Source organism: Pseudomonas sp. B21-032 (genome assembly GCF_024748965.1).
Lineage (GTDB): Bacteria > Pseudomonadota > Gammaproteobacteria > Pseudomonadales > Pseudomonadaceae > Aquipseudomonas.
The window spans coordinates 4,177,295-4,195,032 of sequence record NZ_CP087180.1 but is presented as its reverse complement, the minus strand read 5'-3'; the positions used below and the strand labels follow the sequence as shown (position 1 = coordinate 4,195,032).

Here is a 17,738-nt window from a genome sequence, read left to right as displayed (position 1 = left end):
GCCCTACAACCAGAGGTTCAGCAGGCGCGCACCGGGGCTGGACGTGCCGCCCAGGTTCACCCCGTTGAGCTGGGCAAAGCCCTGGCCATCGGCGGCCAGGTCCCAGAAGCGCCCGCGCAGGAACACACTCATGCTGCTGACCCTGGCGGCGTTGGCGTTCAGGGTCAGGCGTTGCCAGGCTTCGTGTTCGCTCACCTCACCGGGCTTTAGCGCCAGCGACGAGGCCAGGGGTTGATGCCGGTTGCCGCGCCACGGCGCGTTCCAGCTGTCATGGCCGCTGAGAAACACCGGGTTGGCGACGATCTGGGCAAACTGGTTGGCCAGTTGCTGCTGGTTGCTCGGGTACCAGCTGTCGCTGCCGATCAACACGCCCAGGCGCCCGGCCGGGGTTTGCAGCACCTGTGGCGGTTGATCGGTGCCGCTGCTGATAAAGCGCCGCACTTCACTGTCCGGGTGCTGCTGGCGTTGCGGCTGGCCGAGCACCGAGCCGTCGCTGGCGAACACCAGGCTTGCGTTGTACAGGGCGCCGGAGCCGATGCGCAGGGTGCCGCGCTCGACGTAAGGTTCAGGCAGGACGATGGAGCCGGCCACCAGGGTCACGCCGAACTCCTTGGCCAGGCCGCCGAACAGTTGCTGATAATCCTCGGCCATCTGCCCGGCTTTCATGCGCAGGTGGGCGTCGGCACGACGGTCGTCACCCTCGGCGCCGAGCAGGGCCAGGCCGTAGCGCAGCGGGTTGCTCAGTTCCAGCCATTGCAGGGCTTCGCGGCGTTGGGTGACCTGGTACAGCTCGCTCTTCTCGCCTCGGGCCCACAGCCAGGTGCCGATGTGTTCGGGCAGGATGACGATGGTTTTGGCGTTGACCAGGCCCTGGGCGCGGGCGTGTTCAAGGTAGGCGGCCAGCTTGCGGTGCAGGCGCTGCAGGCTCTGGTAGTCACCGGGGAACAGCTGCGGCTCGACGCCCAGCAGGTTGCCGTGATCGGCCGGCACGCCTTCGCTCAGGGCCAGCTCGATGCGCAGGTCCGACAGGTAGTGCCCGGCCGGGCGCTGCTCGGTCCAGAAGCCGTAGCCACTGAGGACGGCAATGACAACCAGCGCCAGGGCGCTCAACAGAAGTTTTCGCATGAAACGGGACAGCGCCGAAAAGGGATTCGGCCCCTAGGGTAGACCCCGAGTGCAGCAGGATCAATAACTTGTCACTTTCGGTCATTGAGCCGCGCCCGCAGGCTCTTTAATGTCGGCCTCAGATAACTGACGGGCCCCGCCAGCCTTGGCGAGGCGCCCGCATTCCGTGATTACGCCTGTTGTGGAGTTCACTATGGCCGCCGCTCAATACCCGCATTTGCTCGCCCCGCTGGACCTGGGTTTCACCACCTTGCGCAACCGCACCCTGATGGGCTCGATGCACACCGGCCTTGAAGAAAAGCCCGGCGGTTTCGAGCGCATGGCGGCCTATTTTGCCGAGCGTGCCCGTGGCGGCGTTGGCCTGATGGTGACCGGCGGCATCGGCCCGAACGTGGAGGGCGGGGTGTATTCCGGCGCGGCCAAGCTGAGCACGCCGGAAGAAGCCGATAAACACCGCATCGTCACCCAAGCGGTGCATGAAGCCGGTGGCAAGATCTGCATGCAGATCCTCCACGCCGGGCGCTATGCCTACAGCCCCAAATCGGTAGCGCCGAGCGCGATCCAGGCGCCGATCAACCCGTTCAAGCCGCGTGAGCTGGACGAAGAGGGCATCGAGAGGCAGATCCAGGACTTCGTCACCTGCTCGCTGCTGGCGCAAAGCGCCGAGTACGACGGCGTCGAGATCATGGGGTCGGAAGGCTACTTCATCAACCAGTTCCTCGCCGCCCACACCAACCAGCGTACCGATCGCTGGGGTGGCAGCTACGAGAACCGCATGCGCCTGGCGGTGGAGATCGTGCGCCGGGTGCGCGAAGCGGTAGGGCCGAACTTCATCATCATCTTTCGCCTGTCGATGCTCGACCTGGTCGAGGGCGGCAGCAGCTGGGAAGAGATCGTGCAACTGGCCAAGGCCGTGGAGCAGGCCGGCGCGACCCTCATCAACACCGGTATCGGCTGGCACGAAGCGCGGATCCCGACCATCGCCACCAAGGTGCCGCGTGCGGCATTCACCAAGGTCACCGCCAAGCTGCGCGGCGCGGTGCAGATCCCGCTGATCACCACCAACCGCATCAACACCCCGGAAGTCGCCGAGCAGATCCTTGCCGAGGGCGACGCCGACATGGTCTCGATGGCGCGGCCGTTCCTGGCTGACCCGGAGTTCGTCAACAAGGCCGCCGCCGGGCGTGGCGACGAGATCAACACCTGCATCGGCTGCAACCAGGCCTGCCTGGACCACACCTTTGGCGGCAAGCTGACCAGCTGCCTGGTCAACCCGCGCGCCTGCCACGAAACCGAGCTCAATTACCTGCCGGTAACCCAGGTCAAGCGTATCGCCGTAGTGGGCGCCGGCCCCGCCGGCCTGGCGGCTGCCACCGTGGCGGCCGAGCGCGGCCATGAAGTGACCCTGTTCGATTCGGCCAGCGAGATCGGCGGCCAGTTCAACGTGGCCAAGCGCGTGCCGGGCAAAGAGGAGTTCTATGAAACCCTGCGCTACTTCAAGCGCAAGCTGCAGACCACCGGTGTCGAGCTGTGTCTGAACACCCGCGTCGATGCCGAGCAACTGGCGGCGGGCGGTTTTGACGAGATCATCCTCGCCACCGGTATCGCCCCGCGCCTGCCGGCCATCCCTGGCATCGAGCACGCCAAGGTGTTGAGCTACCTGGACGTGCTGCTGCAGCGCAAGTCGGTAGGGCAGAAGGTCGCCGTGATCGGCGCTGGCGGTATCGGCTTTGACGTCTCCGAGTACCTGGTGCACCAGGGCGTGGCCACCAGCCAGGATCGTGAAGCGTTCTGGAAGGAGTGGGGCATCGATACCCGGCTTGAAGCCCGCGGCGGCGTGGCCGGGATCAAGGCCGAGCCGCATGCGCCGGCGCGCCAGGTGTTCCTCCTGCAACGGAAAAAAACCAAGGTCGGCGACGGCCTGGGCAAGACCACCGGCTGGATTCACCGTACGGGCTTGAAGAACAAGCAGGTGCAGATGCTTAACAGCGTCGAATACCTGAACATCGACGATGCCGGCCTGCACATCCGTATCGCCGAGGGCGAGCCGCAGGTGCTGCCTGTGGATAACATCGTCATCTGCGCCGGCCAGGATCCGCTGCGCGAACTGCAGGACGGCTTGCTCGCCGCCGGGCAGTCGGTGCACCTGATCGGTGGCGCCGATGTCGCTGCCGAACTGGACGCCAAGCGCGCCATCAACCAGGGCTCGCGCCTGGCCGCCGAGCTCTGACCGGCGCAGCGCGGCGGGCCGCCCGGCCCGTCGCGCTGTTACACTGCGCTGCCCTGGCAGCCCTGTTGTGCCCCGCCCATGATTGGCAATTTCGACGACCTTCCGCTCGCGCCCCTGCAACCCTTGCCGCTGAACTGGCTACGCCCTCATGGCGTGAAGCTCGCGGTGTTGCGCCTGGACCTGATCGACCCGCTGATCAGTGGCAACAAGTGGTTCAAGCTGCTCGAGCACCTGCGAATCGCCCAGGCCCAAGGGGCGCCCGGGGTGATCAGCCTTGGCGGCGCCCATTCCAATCACCTGCATGCCCTGGCGGCGGCGGGCAAGCGCTTCGGCTTTGCTACCGCCGGGCTGTTGCGTGGCCATGCCCAGGACACCCCGACCGTGCGCGACCTGCAAGCCTTTGGCATGCAGTTGCACTGGTTGGGTTATGGCGGTTATCGCGAGCGTCATCAACCGGGGTTCTGGCAGCCGTGGCAGGCGCTTTATCCGGGTTGGCAGTGTGTCGCTGAAGGCGGTGGCGGGGCGTTGGGCGCCAAGGGTTGTGCGTTGATCGTCGAGCAGGCGCAAGCGCAGTTGGCGGCGCTGGGCTGGGCGGATTACCACGGCTGGTGGCTGGCGGCCGGCACCGGCACCACCCTGGCCGGGTTGGTGTTGGCCGAGGCGGGCCGGCGTGAGGTGCATGGCGCCCTGGCCGTACCGCTGGACCACGGCGTGCCCGAGTCTGTCGAAACACTGGTTGGCAAGGCAGGTTACAGGCTGCATGAGGCCTGCCGTGGCGGCTTTGCCAAGGTCGATGACGAGTTGCTGGCGTTTATGGCCGACTGCGAATCTGAAACGGGCATGCCGCTGGAGCCGCTGTACACCGCCAAGGCCTTGCTGGCGCTGCGCCGGGAAGTCGAAGCGGGGGCTTTTGCCGCCGACACCCGGCTGATCTTTTTGCACAGCGGCGGCCTGCAGGGCCGCCGCGGGTTCGCCTAGTTATTGCGTGGCAACATGCGCAGCAAGGTGTTGTCGCGCTGCACATAGTGATGGAACAGGCCGGCAACAGCATGCAGGCCGATCAACCAGTAGCCCCAGGTGCCGATGCGCTCGTGCCAGCCCTTGATGAACTTGGCCAGGTCCGGGTCCGGGGCTATAAGCGCCGGCAGCTCGAAGCCATAGAACGGGATCGGCTTGTTGGCAGCGCTGAGCAGCAGCCAGCCGGCCAGCGGCAGGCCGATCATCAGCAGGTACAGGGCCAGGTGCATCAGGTGCGCCAGGCCGGTCTGCCAGGCCGGCGGCGCCGGAATGATCGGCGGGGTCGGGCGGCCCAGGCGCAGGGCCAGGCGCAGCCAGACCAGCACGAATACCGTCAGGCCGAGCATGAAGTGCAGGTCTTTCATCAGCGCGCGCTCGGCGCTGTCCTTGGGGAACATGCCGCGCAGTTCGATAAAGGCGTAGACCGCCGCCAGCAGCACCAGCATCAGCCAGTGCAGGGCAATCGACAGACCGCCGTAGCGGGCCTGGTTTTGGCTCAACGTCATGGGTATTCCTCATCATCAGGTCGAAGTCCGCGCTCTTGTGGCGCAGTCAGCTAACTGTAACCGCTTGCCAGCCGATTACCCGGCCATTGCAGCAGAAATTGGTCACGCAGGCCTTGATCTGTCGCTAGAATCCGGCGCTTGAGTCCGATTTCTACAAGGCTTGTACTTCATGCTGATGGCATCGCTGATATTCCTCCTGACCATTACCCTGGTGATCTGGCAGCCCCGCGGCCTGGGCGTTGGCTGGAGTGCCACGGGCGGGGCGCTGCTGGCGTTGCTCTGCGGGGTGGTGCAGTGGAGCGATATTCCGGTGGTCTGGCAGATCATCTGGAACGCCACCGGCACCTTCATTGCCCTGATTATCATCAGCCTGTTGCTCGATGCTGCTGGCTTTTTTGCCTGGGCGGCGCTGCACGTGGCGCGTTGGGGGCGCGGCAGTGGCCGGCGGCTGTTCTGCTACATCGTGCTGCTGGGGGCGCTGGTGTCGGCGTTGTTTGCCAACGACGGCGCGGCGCTGATCCTCACCCCGATCGTGGTGGCCATGCTCCTGGCCCTGCGCTTCAGCCCGGCGGCGACCCTGGCTTTTGTCATGGCCGCAGGTTTTATTGCCGATACCGCGAGCTTGCCGCTGGTGGTGTCGAACCTGGTCAACATCGTCTCCGCCGACTTCTTCGGTATTGGTTTCAACCGTTATGCGGCGGTGATGGTGCCGGTCAACCTGGTTGCCGTGGCGGCAACCCTGGCGGTGCTGTTGTGGTACTTCCGCCGCGATATCCCGGCGGATTACGACCCGCTGCAACTGGATGCGCCGCGCAGCGTGGTGCAAGACCCGGCGACGTTTGTTGCCGGCTGGCTGGTGCTGGCGATCCTGCTGCTCGGCTGTTTTGCCCTTGAGCCGCTGGGCATCCCCATCAGCGCGATTTCGGCGGTTTGTGCACTGGTGTTGCTGCTGGTGGCGGCACGCGGGCACAGGATTTCCACGCGCAAGGTGCTCAAAGAAGCGCCCTGGCACATCGTGGTGTTCTCCTTAGGGATGTACCTGGTGGTCTATGGCCTGCGCAACGCCGGGCTGACCGATTACCTGGCCGGTTGGCTCAACGCATTCGCCAGCGGCGGGGTGTGGGGTGCGGCGCTGGGTACCGGGCTGCTGACCGCGGTGCTGTCGTCGATCATGAACAACCTGCCGACGGTGCTGATCGGCGCCTTGTCGATCGATGCCAGTGCCGCCACCGGGGTGGTCAAGGAAGCGATGATCTACGCCAACGTGATCGGCAGTGACCTGGGGCCGAAAATTACCCCGATCGGCAGCCTGGCGACCCTGTTGTGGTTGCATGTGCTGGAGCGCAAGGGGGTGAAGATTGGCTGGGGGTATTACTTCAAGGTCGGGATTGTGCTGACGCTGCCGGTGTTGCTGCTGACGCTGGTGGCGCTGGCGTTGCGCTTGACGGTGGCTTAGGGCTGGCCTGATCACGGGGCAAGTCGAGGCGTCGCACCGCCGCTCCCACAAAACCATTTACCCGGGAAGATTGGGCCAAAGGTCAGAGACCAGGAACAAGCGCTCGGCTTCCTCCCACTCGCCACGCTCGCCCTCGACCAGCCTTACCAGCAACTGCGCCGGTGCCAGCGGGTCCAGGGCCTGCAGCCAGGTTTCGAAGCGCTGCACCGACCAGCAGTCTTGCGCCGGATAACAGGCCGGCGCTAGCCAGGCATGGCGCGGTAGCGGCTGCCAGCGACCAGCCGCGCTTTGCGCCTGCAATGACGCCCAGTCCCGCTGATGCAACCAGAGCCCGCGCAAATGCTGCGGGTTGGCCCCTCGCGGCGCTTGCGCCTGCCCCGGCCAGGGGTAGAGCAGGTAACCGCCCAGCCACAATTGCGCACTGAACTGCTCGATCTCCAGCGCCGCCAGCGCTTCGCGGCTTTCCGCGCGCGCCGAAATCGGCAACTGGTGTTCGGCCAGGTGGGCAAGCTTGCGGTCCAGGCGGTCATGGCAACCCGGCCCCAGCCACTGCGCCGGGTTCTCTCCCGTGCCGTTCTGCGGCCCCAGGTACAGCTTGATCGCCAGCTCCAGGTGGTGCACACCGTCGCTGTCGCGCAGCAACAGGTCCAGCTCGCCTAGGGTGTGCCCGCCATTGCGGATCGGCAGGTTGGCAGCCAACAGGGTCACGCCGGGGGCATGCTGGAGGACGAACTGCCATAGACGTTCGTAGTACAAACCCAGGCGCCGGGTGCTGGCCTGGGCCAGCCAGTGCAGCAGGGCCTGGCTGTCGCGGTCTTGTGCCAGCAGCCACTGGCGCAGTTGTTCAGGCTCGGCTACCCAGCGGCTGGCCGCCAGCGGGTGGCGCTGCGGCCACGGCGTGTCGCGCAGCATCGGCGGCGCCAGGATCACCCAGGCCAGGTCGCGCACCTGGGGCTGGCGCAACTGGCGGGGCAGGTCGGTCAGGCTGGGGAACGGGTTCATTCTGCGAGCATAGCCGCTCAGCCTGCGCGCTTGCTGAATTTCTCCGGCGTTTGCCGCTGCCCGGCGCTTTCGCCCATAATCGGACTCTTTGGCGAGAATCGCCTCTTTACCCGCCGCAGAGCCCTGGAGCCCCATGGAGCAATTTCGCAATATCGGTATCATCGGACGTCTGGGCAGCTCCCAGGTGCTCGATACCATTCGCCGACTGAAAAAATTCCTGCTGGCGCGGCATCTGCACGTGATCCTCGAGGACACCATCGCCGAAGTCCTGCCCGGCCACGGCCTGCAAACCTCGACCCGCAAGCTGCTGGGCGAGGTCTGCGACCTGGTGATCGTCGTCGGTGGCGACGGCAGCCTGCTCGGCGCCGCCCGCGCCCTGGCCCGGCACAACATTCCGGTACTGGGCATCAACCGTGGCAGCCTGGGCTTTCTGACCGACATCCGCCCCGATGAGCTGGAGGTCAAGGTCGCCGAGGTGCTCGACGGCCACTACCTGGTGGAAAACCGCTTCCTGCTGCAGGCCGAAGTGCGCCGGCACGCCGAAGCCATCGGCCAGGGCGACGCCCTCAACGATGTGGTGCTGCACCCGGGCAAGTCGACGCGGATGATCGAGTTCGAGATCTACATCGATGGCCAGTTCGTCTGCAGCCAGAAGGCCGACGGCCTGATCGTCGCCACCCCGACCGGCTCGACCGCCTACGCGCTGTCGGCGGGCGGGCCGATCATGCACCCCAAGCTCGACGCCATCGTCATCGTGCCGATGTACCCGCACACGCTGTCGGGGCGGCCGATCGTGGTTGACGGCAACAGTGAGCTGAAGATCGTCGTGTCCAAGGACCTGCAGATCTACCCGCAGATTTCCTGCGACGGCCAGAACCATTTCACCTGCGCGCCTGGCGATACCATCACGGTCAACAAGAAGCCGCAGAAGCTGCGCCTGATCCATCCGCTGGATCACAATTACTACGAGGTATGCCGGACCAAGCTCGGCTGGGGCAGCCGCCTGGGTGGTGGAGGCGAGTGATGCTCGATCCCGCTCGCAGTTTCGACCTGATCGGTGACGTGCACGGCTGTGCACATACCCTCGAACGCCTGCTCGACGCCCTCGGCTACAAGCGCCAGGGTGGCGTCTGGCGGCATCCGTCGCGCCAGGCCGTGTTCCTTGGCGACATCATCGACCGTGGCCCGCGGATTCGCGAAGCGCTGCACATCGTCCATGACATGGTCGAGGCCGGCCAGGCCCACTGCATCATGGGCAACCACGAGTACAACGCCCTGGGCTGGAACACCCCGGCGTTGCCCGAGAGCGGCAAGCACTACGTGCGCGAGCACACCCCGCGCCACGGCCGGCTGATCTACGAAACCTTGACCCAGTTCGAACAGCATCCAGGCGACTGGCATGACTTTCTCGAGTGGTTCTACGAACTGCCGTTGTTCATCGACGCCGGGCGTTTTCGCGTTGTCCATGCCTGCTGGGATGCGCGGCTGATCGACCCGTTGCGCCAGCAGTACCCGGACGGGCGCATCGACGAGCATTTCATCCAGGCTTCGGCAGTGCCTGAGAGCTTTGCCGCCACAGTCTGCAACCGCCTGTTGCGCGGCACCGACATGCGCCTGCCGGACGGTTTGACCCTGACCGGCGGCGACGGCCTGACCCGGGCGTTTTTCCGCACCAAGTTCTGGGAAGAAGACCCGCAGACCTACGGCGATATCGTCTTCCAGCCCGATGCGTTGCCCGAGCAGGTGGCCAGTGCGCCGCTCAGCCACAGCCAGAAGAACGCCTTGCTGCGCTACAGCGAGGACGAGCCGATGCTGTTCGTCGGCCATTACTGGCGCAGCGGCAAGCCGGCGCCGATCCGCGCCAACCTGGCCTGCCTGGACTACAGTGCGGTGCTGTACGGCAAACTGGTCGCTTACCGCCTGGATGCTGAAACCCGCATCGACCCGCGCAAGTTCGTCTGGGTTGATGTCGACCGGCCGGAGGCCAGCCAATGACTGCAGTGGTGGTACTACGCATGCCGTTGAGTACCGATCTCAGCGGCTTTGTCGGCCTGTTGCGGCGCCTGCAGGTGCCGCACCGGGTCAGCGAGGAGGGCGGTGACCAGGTGTTGTGGGTGGCCGAGAACCTCGCCGAAGACGTACGCCAGCTTTACCAGCGTTTCCCCGCGGGCAATGCCGAGTTCGAACTGCCGGCCGATGCCGCCCTGGCGCCGCCGGCGCGTCCGAGCATCGGCGAGCAGTTGCGCGCCAGCAAGGCCACGGCGGCGATCCTCCTGCTGTGCCTGATCGTCGCCGGCCTTACTGGCCTTGGCGACAACTTCGCGACCTTGAGCTGGCTGACCTTCCTCGATTTTCGCGTGCAGGGCGACTACCTGTACTTCACCCCCTTGGCCGCCAGCCTTGCCGATGGCCAGTGGTGGCGCCTGTTCACGCCGATGCTGGTGCATTTCGGCATCCTCCACCTGGCCATGAACGGCCTCTGGTACTGGGAACTGGGCCGGCGCATCGAACTGCGCCAGGGGCCATGGAACCTGCTCGGCCTGACCTTGCTGTTCAGCCTGGTGTCCAACGCGGCGCAGTACCTGTTTGGCGGCCCGAGCCTGTTCGGCGGCTTGTCGGGGGTGCTCTACGGTTTGCTCGGACACATCTGGCTGTACCAGTGGCTGGCGCCCAACCCGGTGTATCGCATGCCGCGCGGCGTGCTGGTGATGATGCTGGTGTGGCTGCTGCTGTGCCTGTCCGGTTTGATCAGCCTGCTCGGCTTCGGCCAGATCGCCAACGCCGCCCATGTCGGCGGGCTGTTGGTCGGTTGCCTCAGCGGGCTCTTGGGCGGGGCGCTGGCCCGGCGTAAACTGACCGCTTGATTTTGGGAGACCTTATGTCCACTTTTGCGCAAATGATTGAAAACATCACCCCGGAAATCTACCAGAGCCTGAAACTGGCGGTAGAGCTGGGCAAATGGGCAGACGGGCGCAAGCTCACCACCGAGCAGAAAGAGCTGTCGCTGCAGGCGGTGATCGCCTGGGAGCTGCAGAACCTGCCGGAAGAACAGCGTACCGGTTACATGGGCCCGCAGGAATGCGCCTCGAAGTCGGCACCGGTGCCGAACATCCTGTTCAAGTCGGATGCGATCCATTGATCGAACTCGGCCGCGGCTCCATCAGTAAAATGTCGGCGCGTCTCGATGCGCCGGTGGTGCAGTACGCTTTTCGTCTGGGCGAGCAGGAAGTGCCGGTCAACCCCTTGATCGGCAAGACCCTGCGCCTGGAATACCTCGGTGCCATCCATTGCAGCCACTGCGGGCGCAAGACCAAGACCAGCTTCAGCCAGGGTTATTGCTACCCGTGCATGACCAAGCTTGCGCAGTGCGACGTGTGCATCATGGCTCCGGAAAAATGCCACTACGATCAGGGCACCTGCCGCGAACCTTCGTGGGGCGAGCAGTTCTGCATGACCAATCATGTGGTGTACCTGGCCAACTCCTCAGGCATCAAGGTCGGCATTACCCGGGCGACCCAGTTGCCCACCCGCTGGCTAGACCAGGGCGCCAGCCAGGCGCTGCCGATCGTGCGGGTTGCCACCCGCCAGCAGTCGGGGCTGGTCGAAGACCTGTTCCGCAGCCAGGTGGCCGACCGCACCAACTGGCGCGCCTTGCTCAAGGGCGATGCCGAGGCGGTCGACCTGCTTGCCGTGCGCGATCAACTGTTCGACAGCTGCGCCGAGGGCCTGACTGCCCTGCAGGCACGATTCGGCCTACAGGCCGTGCAGCCGTTGAATGATGGTGAAGTGCTGGAAATCCGCTACCCGGTCGAGGCCTACCCAAGCAAGATCGTCAGCTTTAACCTGGACAAGAACCCCGTGGCTGAAGGCACGCTGTTGGGCATCAAGGGCCAGTACCTGATCTTCGACACCGGCGTGATCAATATTCGCAAATACACGGCGTACCAGCTCGCCGTGCATCAGTAAAAAAGGACCGCCACATGCGTACCGAACAGCCGCAAGTGATCTACCTCAAGGACTATCAGGCCCCCGAATACCTGATCGACGAGACCCACCTGACCTTCGAACTGTTCGAGGACCACAGCCTGGTCCACGCGCAGCTGGTCATGCGCCGCAATCCGGCCCGTGGTGCCGGCCTGCCGCCGCTGGTGCTCGACGGCCAGCAGTTGGAGCTGCTCAGCGTCGCCCTGGACGACCAGGCCCTGGCCGCCGGCGACTACCAGCTCGATGACAGCCACCTGACCGTACAGCCCAAGGCTGCGACCTTCACCCTCGACACCAGCGTGAAGATCCACCCCGAGCGCAACACCGCCCTCGAAGGCCTGTACAAGTCCGGCAGCATGTTCTGCACCCAGTGCGAGGCCGAGGGTTTTCGCAAGATCACCTACTACCTCGACCGCCCGGACGTGATGAGCAAGTTCACCACCACGGTGATCGCCGAGCAGCATCGCTACCCGGTGCTGCTGTCCAACGGCAACCCTGTCGGGACTGGCCCGCAGGAAGATGGCCGGCATTGGGCGACCTGGGAAGACCCGTTTATGAAACCGGCCTACCTGTTTGCCCTGGTCGCCGGTGACCTGTGGTGCGTCGAAGACAAATTCACCCGTCAGTCGGGCCGTGACGTGACCCTGCGCATTTATGTCGAGCCGGAAAACATCGACAAGTGCCAGCACGCCATGACCAGCCTGAAGAAGTCCATGCGCTGGGACGAGGAAGTCTATGGCCGCGAGTACGACCTGGACATCTTCATGATCGTCGCGGTCAACGACTTCAACATGGGCGCCATGGAAAACAAGGGCCTGAACATCTTCAACTCCAGCTGCGTGCTGGCCCGCGCCGAAACCGCCACCGACGCTGCGCACCAGCGGGTCGAGGCGGTGGTCGCCCACGAATACTTCCACAACTGGTCGGGCAACCGCGTGACCTGCCGCGACTGGTTCCAGCTGTCGCTCAAGGAAGGCTTCACGGTGTTCCGTGATTCGGAGTTCAGCGCCGACATGAACTCGCGCACGGTCAAGCGCATCGAGGACGTCGCCTACCTGCGCACCCACCAGTTCGCCGAAGACGCCGGGCCCATGGCCCACGCCGTGCGCCCCGACAGCTTCATCGAGATCTCCAACTTCTACACCCTGACCGTCTACGAGAAGGGCTCGGAAGTGGTGCGCATGGTCCGCACCCTGCTGGGCGCCGAGGGTTTCCGTAAAGGCAGCGACCTGTACTTCGAGCGTCATGACGGCCAGGCCGTGACCTGCGATGACTTCATCAAGGCCATGGAAGACGCCAACGGCGTCGACCTGACCCAGTTCAAGCGTTGGTACAGCCAGGCCGGCACGCCGCGCCTGGCAGTCAGCGAGGCTTACGACAGCGCCACGCAGACTTACAGCCTGACGTTCCGCCAGAGCTGCCCGGCCACCCCGGACAAGGTCGAGAAAAAACCATTCGTGATCCCGGTGGAGCTGGGCCTGCTCGATGCCCAGGGCAACGACATTGCCCTGCGCCTGCAAGGTGAAGCGGCAGCAGACGGCACCTCGCGGGTGTTGTCGGTCACCGAAGCCGAGCAGACCTTCACCTTCGAAGGCATCGCTGCCAAGCCGCTACCCTCCTTGCTGCGTGGCTTCAGTGCCCCGGTCAAGCTGAGCTTTCCGTATGACCGTGACCAGCTGATGTTCCTCATGCAGCACGACAGCGATGGTTTCAATCGCTGGGAAGCCGGCCAGCAACTGTCGGTACAGGTGCTGCAGGAACTGATCGCCCAGCACCAGCAGGGCGCCAAGCTAGTGCTGGATCAGCGCCTGGTGACCGCGTTGGGTACGGTACTGGCCAACGAGCAACTGGACCAGGCCATGGTCGCCGAGATGCTCTCGCTGCCCAGCGAAGCCTACCTCACCGAAATCAGCGAAGTGGCTGACGTCGATGCCATCCACGCCGCCCGCGAGTTCGCCCGCAAGCAGATCGCCGAGCAGCTGTTCGATGCCCTCAACGCACGCTACCAGGCCAACCGCGCGCTATCGCGTGGCACCGAGTACGTTGCCGAAGCCGAGCACTTTGCCCGTCGCAGCCTGCAGAACATCGTGCTCTCGTACCTGATGCTCAGCGCCCGGCCCGAAGTGCTGGCTGCAACCCTGGAGCAGTTTGACGCCTGTGACAACATGACCGAGCGCCTCACCGCCCTGGCCGTGCTGGTCAACTCGCCGTTCGAGACGCAGCGGGCCAAGGCCCTGGAAAGCTTTGCCGAGCACTTCAAGGACAACCCGCTGGTCATGGACCAATGGTTCAGCGTACAGGCGGCCAGCACCCTGCCGGGCGGCCTGGCGCGGGTCAAGGCGCTGATGCAGCACCCGGCCTTCACCATGAAGAACCCGAACAAGGTCCGCGCCCTGATCGGTGCCTTCGCCGGGCAGAACCTGGTCAACTTCCATGCCGGCGATGGTTCGGGCTATCGCTTCCTGGCGGACCTGGTGATCGAACTCAACGCCCTCAACCCGCAGATCGCTTCGCGGCAACTGGCGCCGCTGACCCGCTGGCGCAAATACGACAGCGCCCGTCAGGCGTTGATGAAAGGCGAGCTGGAGCGGATTCTGGCTAGTGGTTCGCTGTCCAGCGATGTGTATGAAGTTGTGAGCAAAAGTCTGGCTTGATGGCCTCATCGCGGGTCAAGCCCGCTCCCACATTTAGTGTGGGAGCGGGCTTGACCCGCGATTGTTTCCCCGCAAATCCTGCGCTTAACAAAAGATAACGTCCCGTTCGTTGTCAGCCCTTTGCAAACCCCGATAGGATGGCTCTCAGCTATTGCGGGGCTCTGGAACACGGTTTTTGCAGTACCTGCATATAGATTGACCCAAATAACAATAAACGGGGGATAGATCTATGACTGAGCCTGTCATGGCGGGTCTCGGCGCTGCTGCGCGTAAAGCCGGCAATCGCCCTTGGGCATTGGCCGCCAGCGGCTTGCTGGTCTTGGCAATCGGGCTGTGGGCCAATACGGCCGAAGCCGCAGCCGCGCAAACCGATGACTACTCCACCCAATCGTCCAAGGCGGTAAAAAGCTTGCTGCTGGACGTCACCAAGGCCGGTGCACGCCTGGTCGCCGTGGGTGATCGTGGCCATATCCTGTTTTCCGATGACCAGGGCAAGTCCTGGACCCAGGCCAAGGTGCCGACCCGGCAACTGCTCACCGCCGTCTATTTTGTCGACGACCAGCACGGTTGGGCGGTCGGCCACGATGCGCAGATCCTCGCCAGCACCGACGGCGGCGCCACCTGGAACAAACAATTCGAAGACCTCAAGCGTGAAGCGCCGCTGCTCGATGTCTGGTTCAAAGACACGCAGCACGGCATCGCCGTGGGCGCCTATGGCGCATTGCTGGAAACCACCGACGGTGGCAAGCACTGGAACGATGTTGGCGATCGGCTGCTTAACGATGACCAGTTGCACCTCAACGGCATCGCCGCAGTAAAAGACGCCGGCCTGTTCATCGTTGGCGAGCAGGGCAGCATGTTCCGCTCCAGCGACGACGGCCAGACCTGGGAAAAGCTCGAAGGCCCTTATGAAGGCTCGCTGTTCGGCGTCACCGGCACCGCCCAGTCGCGTACCTTGCTGGCCTACGGCTTGCGCGGCAACCTCTATCGCTCCACGGATTTTGGCGATAGCTGGCAACAGATCGAATTGAAAGCCGCGCGCGGCAACCTCGAATTTGGTCTGGCAAGCGCTACGCTTCTCGATGATGGCAGCCTGGTACTCGTGGGCAATGGCGGCAGCGTGCTGCGCAGCAGCGACGATGGCCAGAGCTTCAGCGTGTTCAACCGGGCCGATCGCATCGCCCTGTCCGGCGTCAGCGGGCTGAATGCAGGGCGCCTGGTGCTGGTGGGCCAGGGTGGCGTGCACCTGGCTTCGGCCAAGGGCGCCGAAGGAGTGCAGCCATGACCCGTCAGGAGCAGTTCAACATGAATCAGCAGCAACACCATCAGGACAAGGCGACCTTGCTTGAGCGCCTGATCTTCAATAACCGCCCGGTGGTGATCCTCATCTGCCTGCTGGTTAGCGTGTTCCTGTTCTGGCAGGCCACGCAGATTCGTCCGTCCACCAGCTTCGAAAAAATGATCCCGCTCGAACATCCGTTCATCGAGAAGATGCTCGAGCACCGCAACGACCTGGCCAACCTCGGCAACACCGTGCGCATTTCGGTGGAAGCCACCGACGGCGATATCTTCAGCAAGGACTACATGGAAACCCTGCGTCAGGTGCATGACGAGGTGTTCTACATTCCCGGCGTCGACCGCTCGGGGCTTAAGTCGCTGTGGAGCCCCAGCGTGCGCTGGACCGAAGTGACCGAAGAGGGCTTCGCCGGCGGCGAGGTGATCCCGCAGACCTACGACGGCTCGGCCGACAGCCTCGACCAGTTGCGCAACAACGTGCTCAAGTCCGGGCAGGTCGGGCGCCTGGTGGCCAACAACTTCAAGTCGAGCATCATCGACATCCCGCTGCTGGAGTCCTACCCCGACCCGCAGGACCAGGGCAGGCTGATCAAGCTCGACTACCAGCAATTCTCCCATCAGCTCGAAGAGAAAATCCGCGACAAGTTTCAGGCCCAGAACCCCAACGTGAAGGTGCACATCGTCGGCTTCGCCAAGAAGGTCGGTGACCTGATCGACGGCCTGATGATGGTGGCGATGTTCTTCGGCATCGCCCTGGTGATCACCTGGGTGCTACTGTACTGGTTCACCTGGTGTATCCGCAGCACCATCGCCGTGCTGATCACCACCCTGGTGGCGGTGGTCTGGCAATTGGGCCTGATGCATGCGGTGGGCTTCGGCCTCGACCCGTACTCGATGCTGGTGCCGTTCCTGATCTTCGCCATCGGCATCTCTCACGGGGTGCAGAAGATCAACGGCATCGCTTTGCAGTCCAGTGATGCCGACAACGCCCTGACCGCGGCCCGGCGCACCTTCCGCCAGCTGTTCCTGCCGGGGATGATCGCCATCCTGGCCGACGCCGTGGGCTTCATCACCCTGTTGATCATCGACATCGGCGTGATCCGCGAGCTGGCCATCGGTGCCTCGATCGGGGTGGCGGTAATCGTCTTTACCAACCTGATCCTGCTGCCGGTCGCCATCTCTTATGTCGGCATCAGCAAGAAGGCCATCGAGCGCAGCAAGAAGGACGCCACCCGCGAGCATCCGTTCTGGCGCCTGCTGTCGAATTTTGCCAGCGCCAAGGTCGCGCCGGTGTCCATCGTCCTGGCCTTGCTGGCCTTCGGTGGCGGCCTCTGGTACAGCCAGAACCTGAAGATCGGCGACCTCGACCAGGGCGCGCCGGAGCTGCGTCCGGACTCGCGCTACAACCAGGACAACGCCTTCATCATCAACAACTACTCGACCAGCTCCGACGTGCTGGTGGTCATGGTCAAGACCCCGACCGAAGGCTGCTCGGTGCACTCGACCATGGCGCCGATCGACGAGCTGATGTGGAAGATGGAGAACACCCAGGGGGTGCAGTCGGCGATCTCCCTGGTGACCGTGTCCAAACAGATGATCAAGGGCATGAACGAGGGCAACCTGAAATGGGAAAGCCTGTCGCGCAACCCGGACGTGCTCAACAGCTCGATCTCCCGAGCCGATGGCCTGTACAACGCCGACTGCTCGCTGGCGCCGGTGCTGATCTTCCTCAACGACCACAAGGCCGAGACCCTCGACCGCGCGGTCAAGGCGGTGCAGGAATTTGCCGACACCCACAACAAGGAAGGCCTGGAATTCCTCCTGGCGGCCGGTAACGCCGGTATCGAGGCGGCCACCAACGAGGTGATCAAGTCGGCCGAGCTGACCATCCTGATCCTGGTGTACATCTGCGTGGCGGTGATGTGCATGATCACCTTCCGCTCGTTTGCCGCAACCTTGTGCATTGTTCTGCCGCTGGTGCTGACCTCGGTGCTGGGCAACGCCCTGATGGCCTTCATGGGCATCGGCGTCAAGGTCGCGACCCTGCCGGTGGTGGCGCTGGGCGTGGGTATTGGCGTGGACTACGGCATCTACATCTACAGCCGCCTGGAGAGTTTCCTGCGTGCCGGGCTGCCGCTGCAGGAAGCCTACTACCAGACCCTCAAGTCCACCGGCAAGGCGGTGCTGTTCACCGGTCTGTGCCTGGCCATCGGCGTGTGCACCTGGATCTTCTCGGCGATCAAGTTCCAGGCCGACATGGGCCTGATGCTGACCTTCATGTTGCTGTGGAACATGTTCGGCGCGTTGTGGCTGCTGCCGGCACTGGCGCGGTTCCTGATCAAGCCGGAAAAAATGGCGGGCAAGCAGGGCGGTTCGATTTTCGCCCATTGATTGCTGGTGATAATCGCGGGTCAAGTCGAGTCGTCGCACCGCCGCTCCCACAGTGGGAGCGGCGGTGCGACGACTCG

General features: G+C 64.2%; 14 protein-coding genes. 11 read left to right on the top strand and 3 right to left on the bottom strand.

Translation table 11 applies throughout. The annotated features are described in order from the left end of the window. Positions 1-3: 3 nt before the first annotated feature. The gene (locus tag LOY54_RS19225; RefSeq protein WP_213603604.1) at positions 4-1,125 is read right to left on the bottom strand and encodes a carbon-nitrogen hydrolase family protein; all 1,122 of its coding nucleotides are present in this window, start codon (positions 1,123-1,125) and stop codon (positions 4-6) included. Between the two features lie 193 nt (positions 1,126-1,318). Here LOY54_RS19225 and LOY54_RS19220 point away from each other — a divergent pair, with 193 nt between their 5' ends. Together LOY54_RS19220 and LOY54_RS19215 are read left to right on the top strand one after the other, a co-directional pair. Next, positions 1,319-3,355, top strand: coding sequence for an NADPH-dependent 2,4-dienoyl-CoA reductase (locus LOY54_RS19220; RefSeq protein WP_258607608.1), 2,037 nt, complete (start codon positions 1,319-1,321; stop codon positions 3,353-3,355). Between the two features lie 78 nt (positions 3,356-3,433). Then, a complete protein-coding gene (locus LOY54_RS19215; protein WP_258607607.1) occupies positions 3,434-4,333 on the top strand; it encodes a 1-aminocyclopropane-1-carboxylate deaminase/D-cysteine desulfhydrase in 900 nt (299 codons plus the stop codon). Here the strand turns inward: LOY54_RS19215 and LOY54_RS19210 are convergent. Then, the gene (locus LOY54_RS19210) at positions 4,330-4,878 is read right to left on the bottom strand and encodes a cytochrome b (RefSeq protein WP_093380638.1); all 549 of its coding nucleotides are present in this window, start codon (positions 4,876-4,878) and stop codon (positions 4,330-4,332) included. The genes LOY54_RS19215 and LOY54_RS19210 overlap by 4 nt on opposite strands. Before the next feature lie 169 nt (positions 4,879-5,047). Between LOY54_RS19210 and LOY54_RS19205 the strand changes: the two genes are divergently transcribed. Next, a complete protein-coding gene (locus LOY54_RS19205; protein ID WP_258607606.1) occupies positions 5,048-6,334 on the top strand; it encodes an arsenic transporter in 1,287 nt (428 codons plus the stop codon). Between the two features lie 57 nt (positions 6,335-6,391). Here LOY54_RS19205 and LOY54_RS19200 read toward each other — a convergent pair whose 3' ends face one another. After that, positions 6,392-7,336 (bottom strand): DUF1853 family protein, encoded by a 945-nt coding sequence (locus LOY54_RS19200; RefSeq protein WP_258607605.1) that lies wholly within the window; start codon positions 7,334-7,336, stop codon positions 6,392-6,394. A gap of 133 nt (positions 7,337-7,469) precedes the next feature. Between LOY54_RS19200 and LOY54_RS19195 the strand changes: the two genes are divergently transcribed. The 8 genes from LOY54_RS19195 (at position 7,470) to LOY54_RS19160 (ending at position 17,661) form a co-directional block, all read left to right on the top strand. After that, the gene (locus tag LOY54_RS19195) at positions 7,470-8,360 is read left to right on the top strand and encodes an NAD(+) kinase (RefSeq protein WP_045195070.1); all 891 of its coding nucleotides are present in this window, start codon (positions 7,470-7,472) and stop codon (positions 8,358-8,360) included. Then, complete coding sequence (locus LOY54_RS19190; RefSeq protein ID WP_093380644.1) at positions 8,360-9,331, top strand: metallophosphoesterase; 972 nt, start codon at positions 8,360-8,362, stop codon at positions 9,329-9,331. The genes LOY54_RS19195 and LOY54_RS19190 overlap by 1 nt, the downstream gene beginning before the upstream one ends. Further along, the gene (locus LOY54_RS19185) at positions 9,328-10,200 is read left to right on the top strand and encodes a rhomboid family intramembrane serine protease (RefSeq protein ID WP_258607603.1); all 873 of its coding nucleotides are present in this window, start codon (positions 9,328-9,330) and stop codon (positions 10,198-10,200) included. Before LOY54_RS19190 ends, LOY54_RS19185 begins: the two co-directional genes overlap by 4 nt. Positions 10,201-10,214: 14 nt before the next feature. Further along, positions 10,215-10,475, top strand: a complete 261-nt coding sequence (locus tag LOY54_RS19180) for a YeaC family protein (protein WP_045195064.1) — start codon at positions 10,215-10,217, stop codon at positions 10,473-10,475. After that, a complete protein-coding gene (locus LOY54_RS19175; RefSeq protein WP_258607601.1) occupies positions 10,472-11,302 on the top strand; it encodes a DUF2797 domain-containing protein in 831 nt (276 codons plus the stop codon). The genes LOY54_RS19180 and LOY54_RS19175 overlap by 4 nt, the downstream gene beginning before the upstream one ends. A 14-nt stretch (positions 11,303-11,316) precedes the next feature. Then, complete coding sequence (pepN, locus tag LOY54_RS19170; protein ID WP_213603609.1) at positions 11,317-13,974, top strand: aminopeptidase N; 2,658 nt, start codon at positions 11,317-11,319, stop codon at positions 13,972-13,974. A 229-nt stretch (positions 13,975-14,203) separates the two neighbouring features. After that, positions 14,204-15,259, top strand: a complete 1,056-nt coding sequence (locus LOY54_RS19165; protein WP_258607600.1) for a YCF48-related protein — start codon at positions 14,204-14,206, stop codon at positions 15,257-15,259. Between the two features lie 20 nt (positions 15,260-15,279). Continuing rightward, positions 15,280-17,661 (top strand): RND family transporter, encoded by a 2,382-nt coding sequence (locus tag LOY54_RS19160; protein WP_093387402.1) that lies wholly within the window; start codon positions 15,280-15,282, stop codon positions 17,659-17,661. Positions 17,662-17,738 lie beyond the last annotated feature (77 nt).

Excerpts from the sequence above, each read along its gene's own strand:
- LOY54_RS19220 (WP_258607608.1), top strand. The coding sequence starts at position 1,319 with ATGGCCGCCGCTCAATACCCGCATTTGCTCGCCCCGCTGGACCTGGGT.
- LOY54_RS19195 (WP_045195070.1), top strand. The coding sequence starts at position 7,470 with ATGGAGCAATTTCGCAATATCGGTATCATCGGACGTCTGGGCAGCTCC.
- LOY54_RS19185 (WP_258607603.1), top strand. The coding sequence starts at position 9,328 with ATGACTGCAGTGGTGGTACTACGCATGCCGTTGAGTACCGATCTCAGC.
- LOY54_RS19190 (WP_093380644.1), top strand. The coding sequence starts at position 8,360 with ATGCTCGATCCCGCTCGCAGTTTCGACCTGATCGGTGACGTGCACGGC.
- LOY54_RS19225 (WP_213603604.1), bottom strand. The coding sequence starts at position 1,125 with ATGCGAAAACTTCTGTTGAGCGCCCTGGCGCTGGTTGTCATTGCCGTC.
- LOY54_RS19215 (WP_258607607.1), top strand. The coding sequence starts at position 3,434 with ATGATTGGCAATTTCGACGACCTTCCGCTCGCGCCCCTGCAACCCTTG.
- pepN (WP_213603609.1), top strand. The coding sequence starts at position 11,317 with ATGCGTACCGAACAGCCGCAAGTGATCTACCTCAAGGACTATCAGGCC.
- LOY54_RS19200 (WP_258607605.1), bottom strand. The coding sequence starts at position 7,336 with ATGAACCCGTTCCCCAGCCTGACCGACCTGCCCCGCCAGTTGCGCCAG.
- LOY54_RS19210 (WP_093380638.1), bottom strand. The coding sequence starts at position 4,878 with ATGACGTTGAGCCAAAACCAGGCCCGCTACGGCGGTCTGTCGATTGCC.
- LOY54_RS19180 (WP_045195064.1), top strand. The coding sequence starts at position 10,215 with ATGTCCACTTTTGCGCAAATGATTGAAAACATCACCCCGGAAATCTAC.
- LOY54_RS19165 (WP_258607600.1), top strand. The coding sequence starts at position 14,204 with ATGACTGAGCCTGTCATGGCGGGTCTCGGCGCTGCTGCGCGTAAAGCC.
- LOY54_RS19160 (WP_093387402.1), top strand. The coding sequence starts at position 15,280 with ATGAATCAGCAGCAACACCATCAGGACAAGGCGACCTTGCTTGAGCGC.
- LOY54_RS19205 (WP_258607606.1), top strand. The coding sequence starts at position 5,048 with ATGCTGATGGCATCGCTGATATTCCTCCTGACCATTACCCTGGTGATC.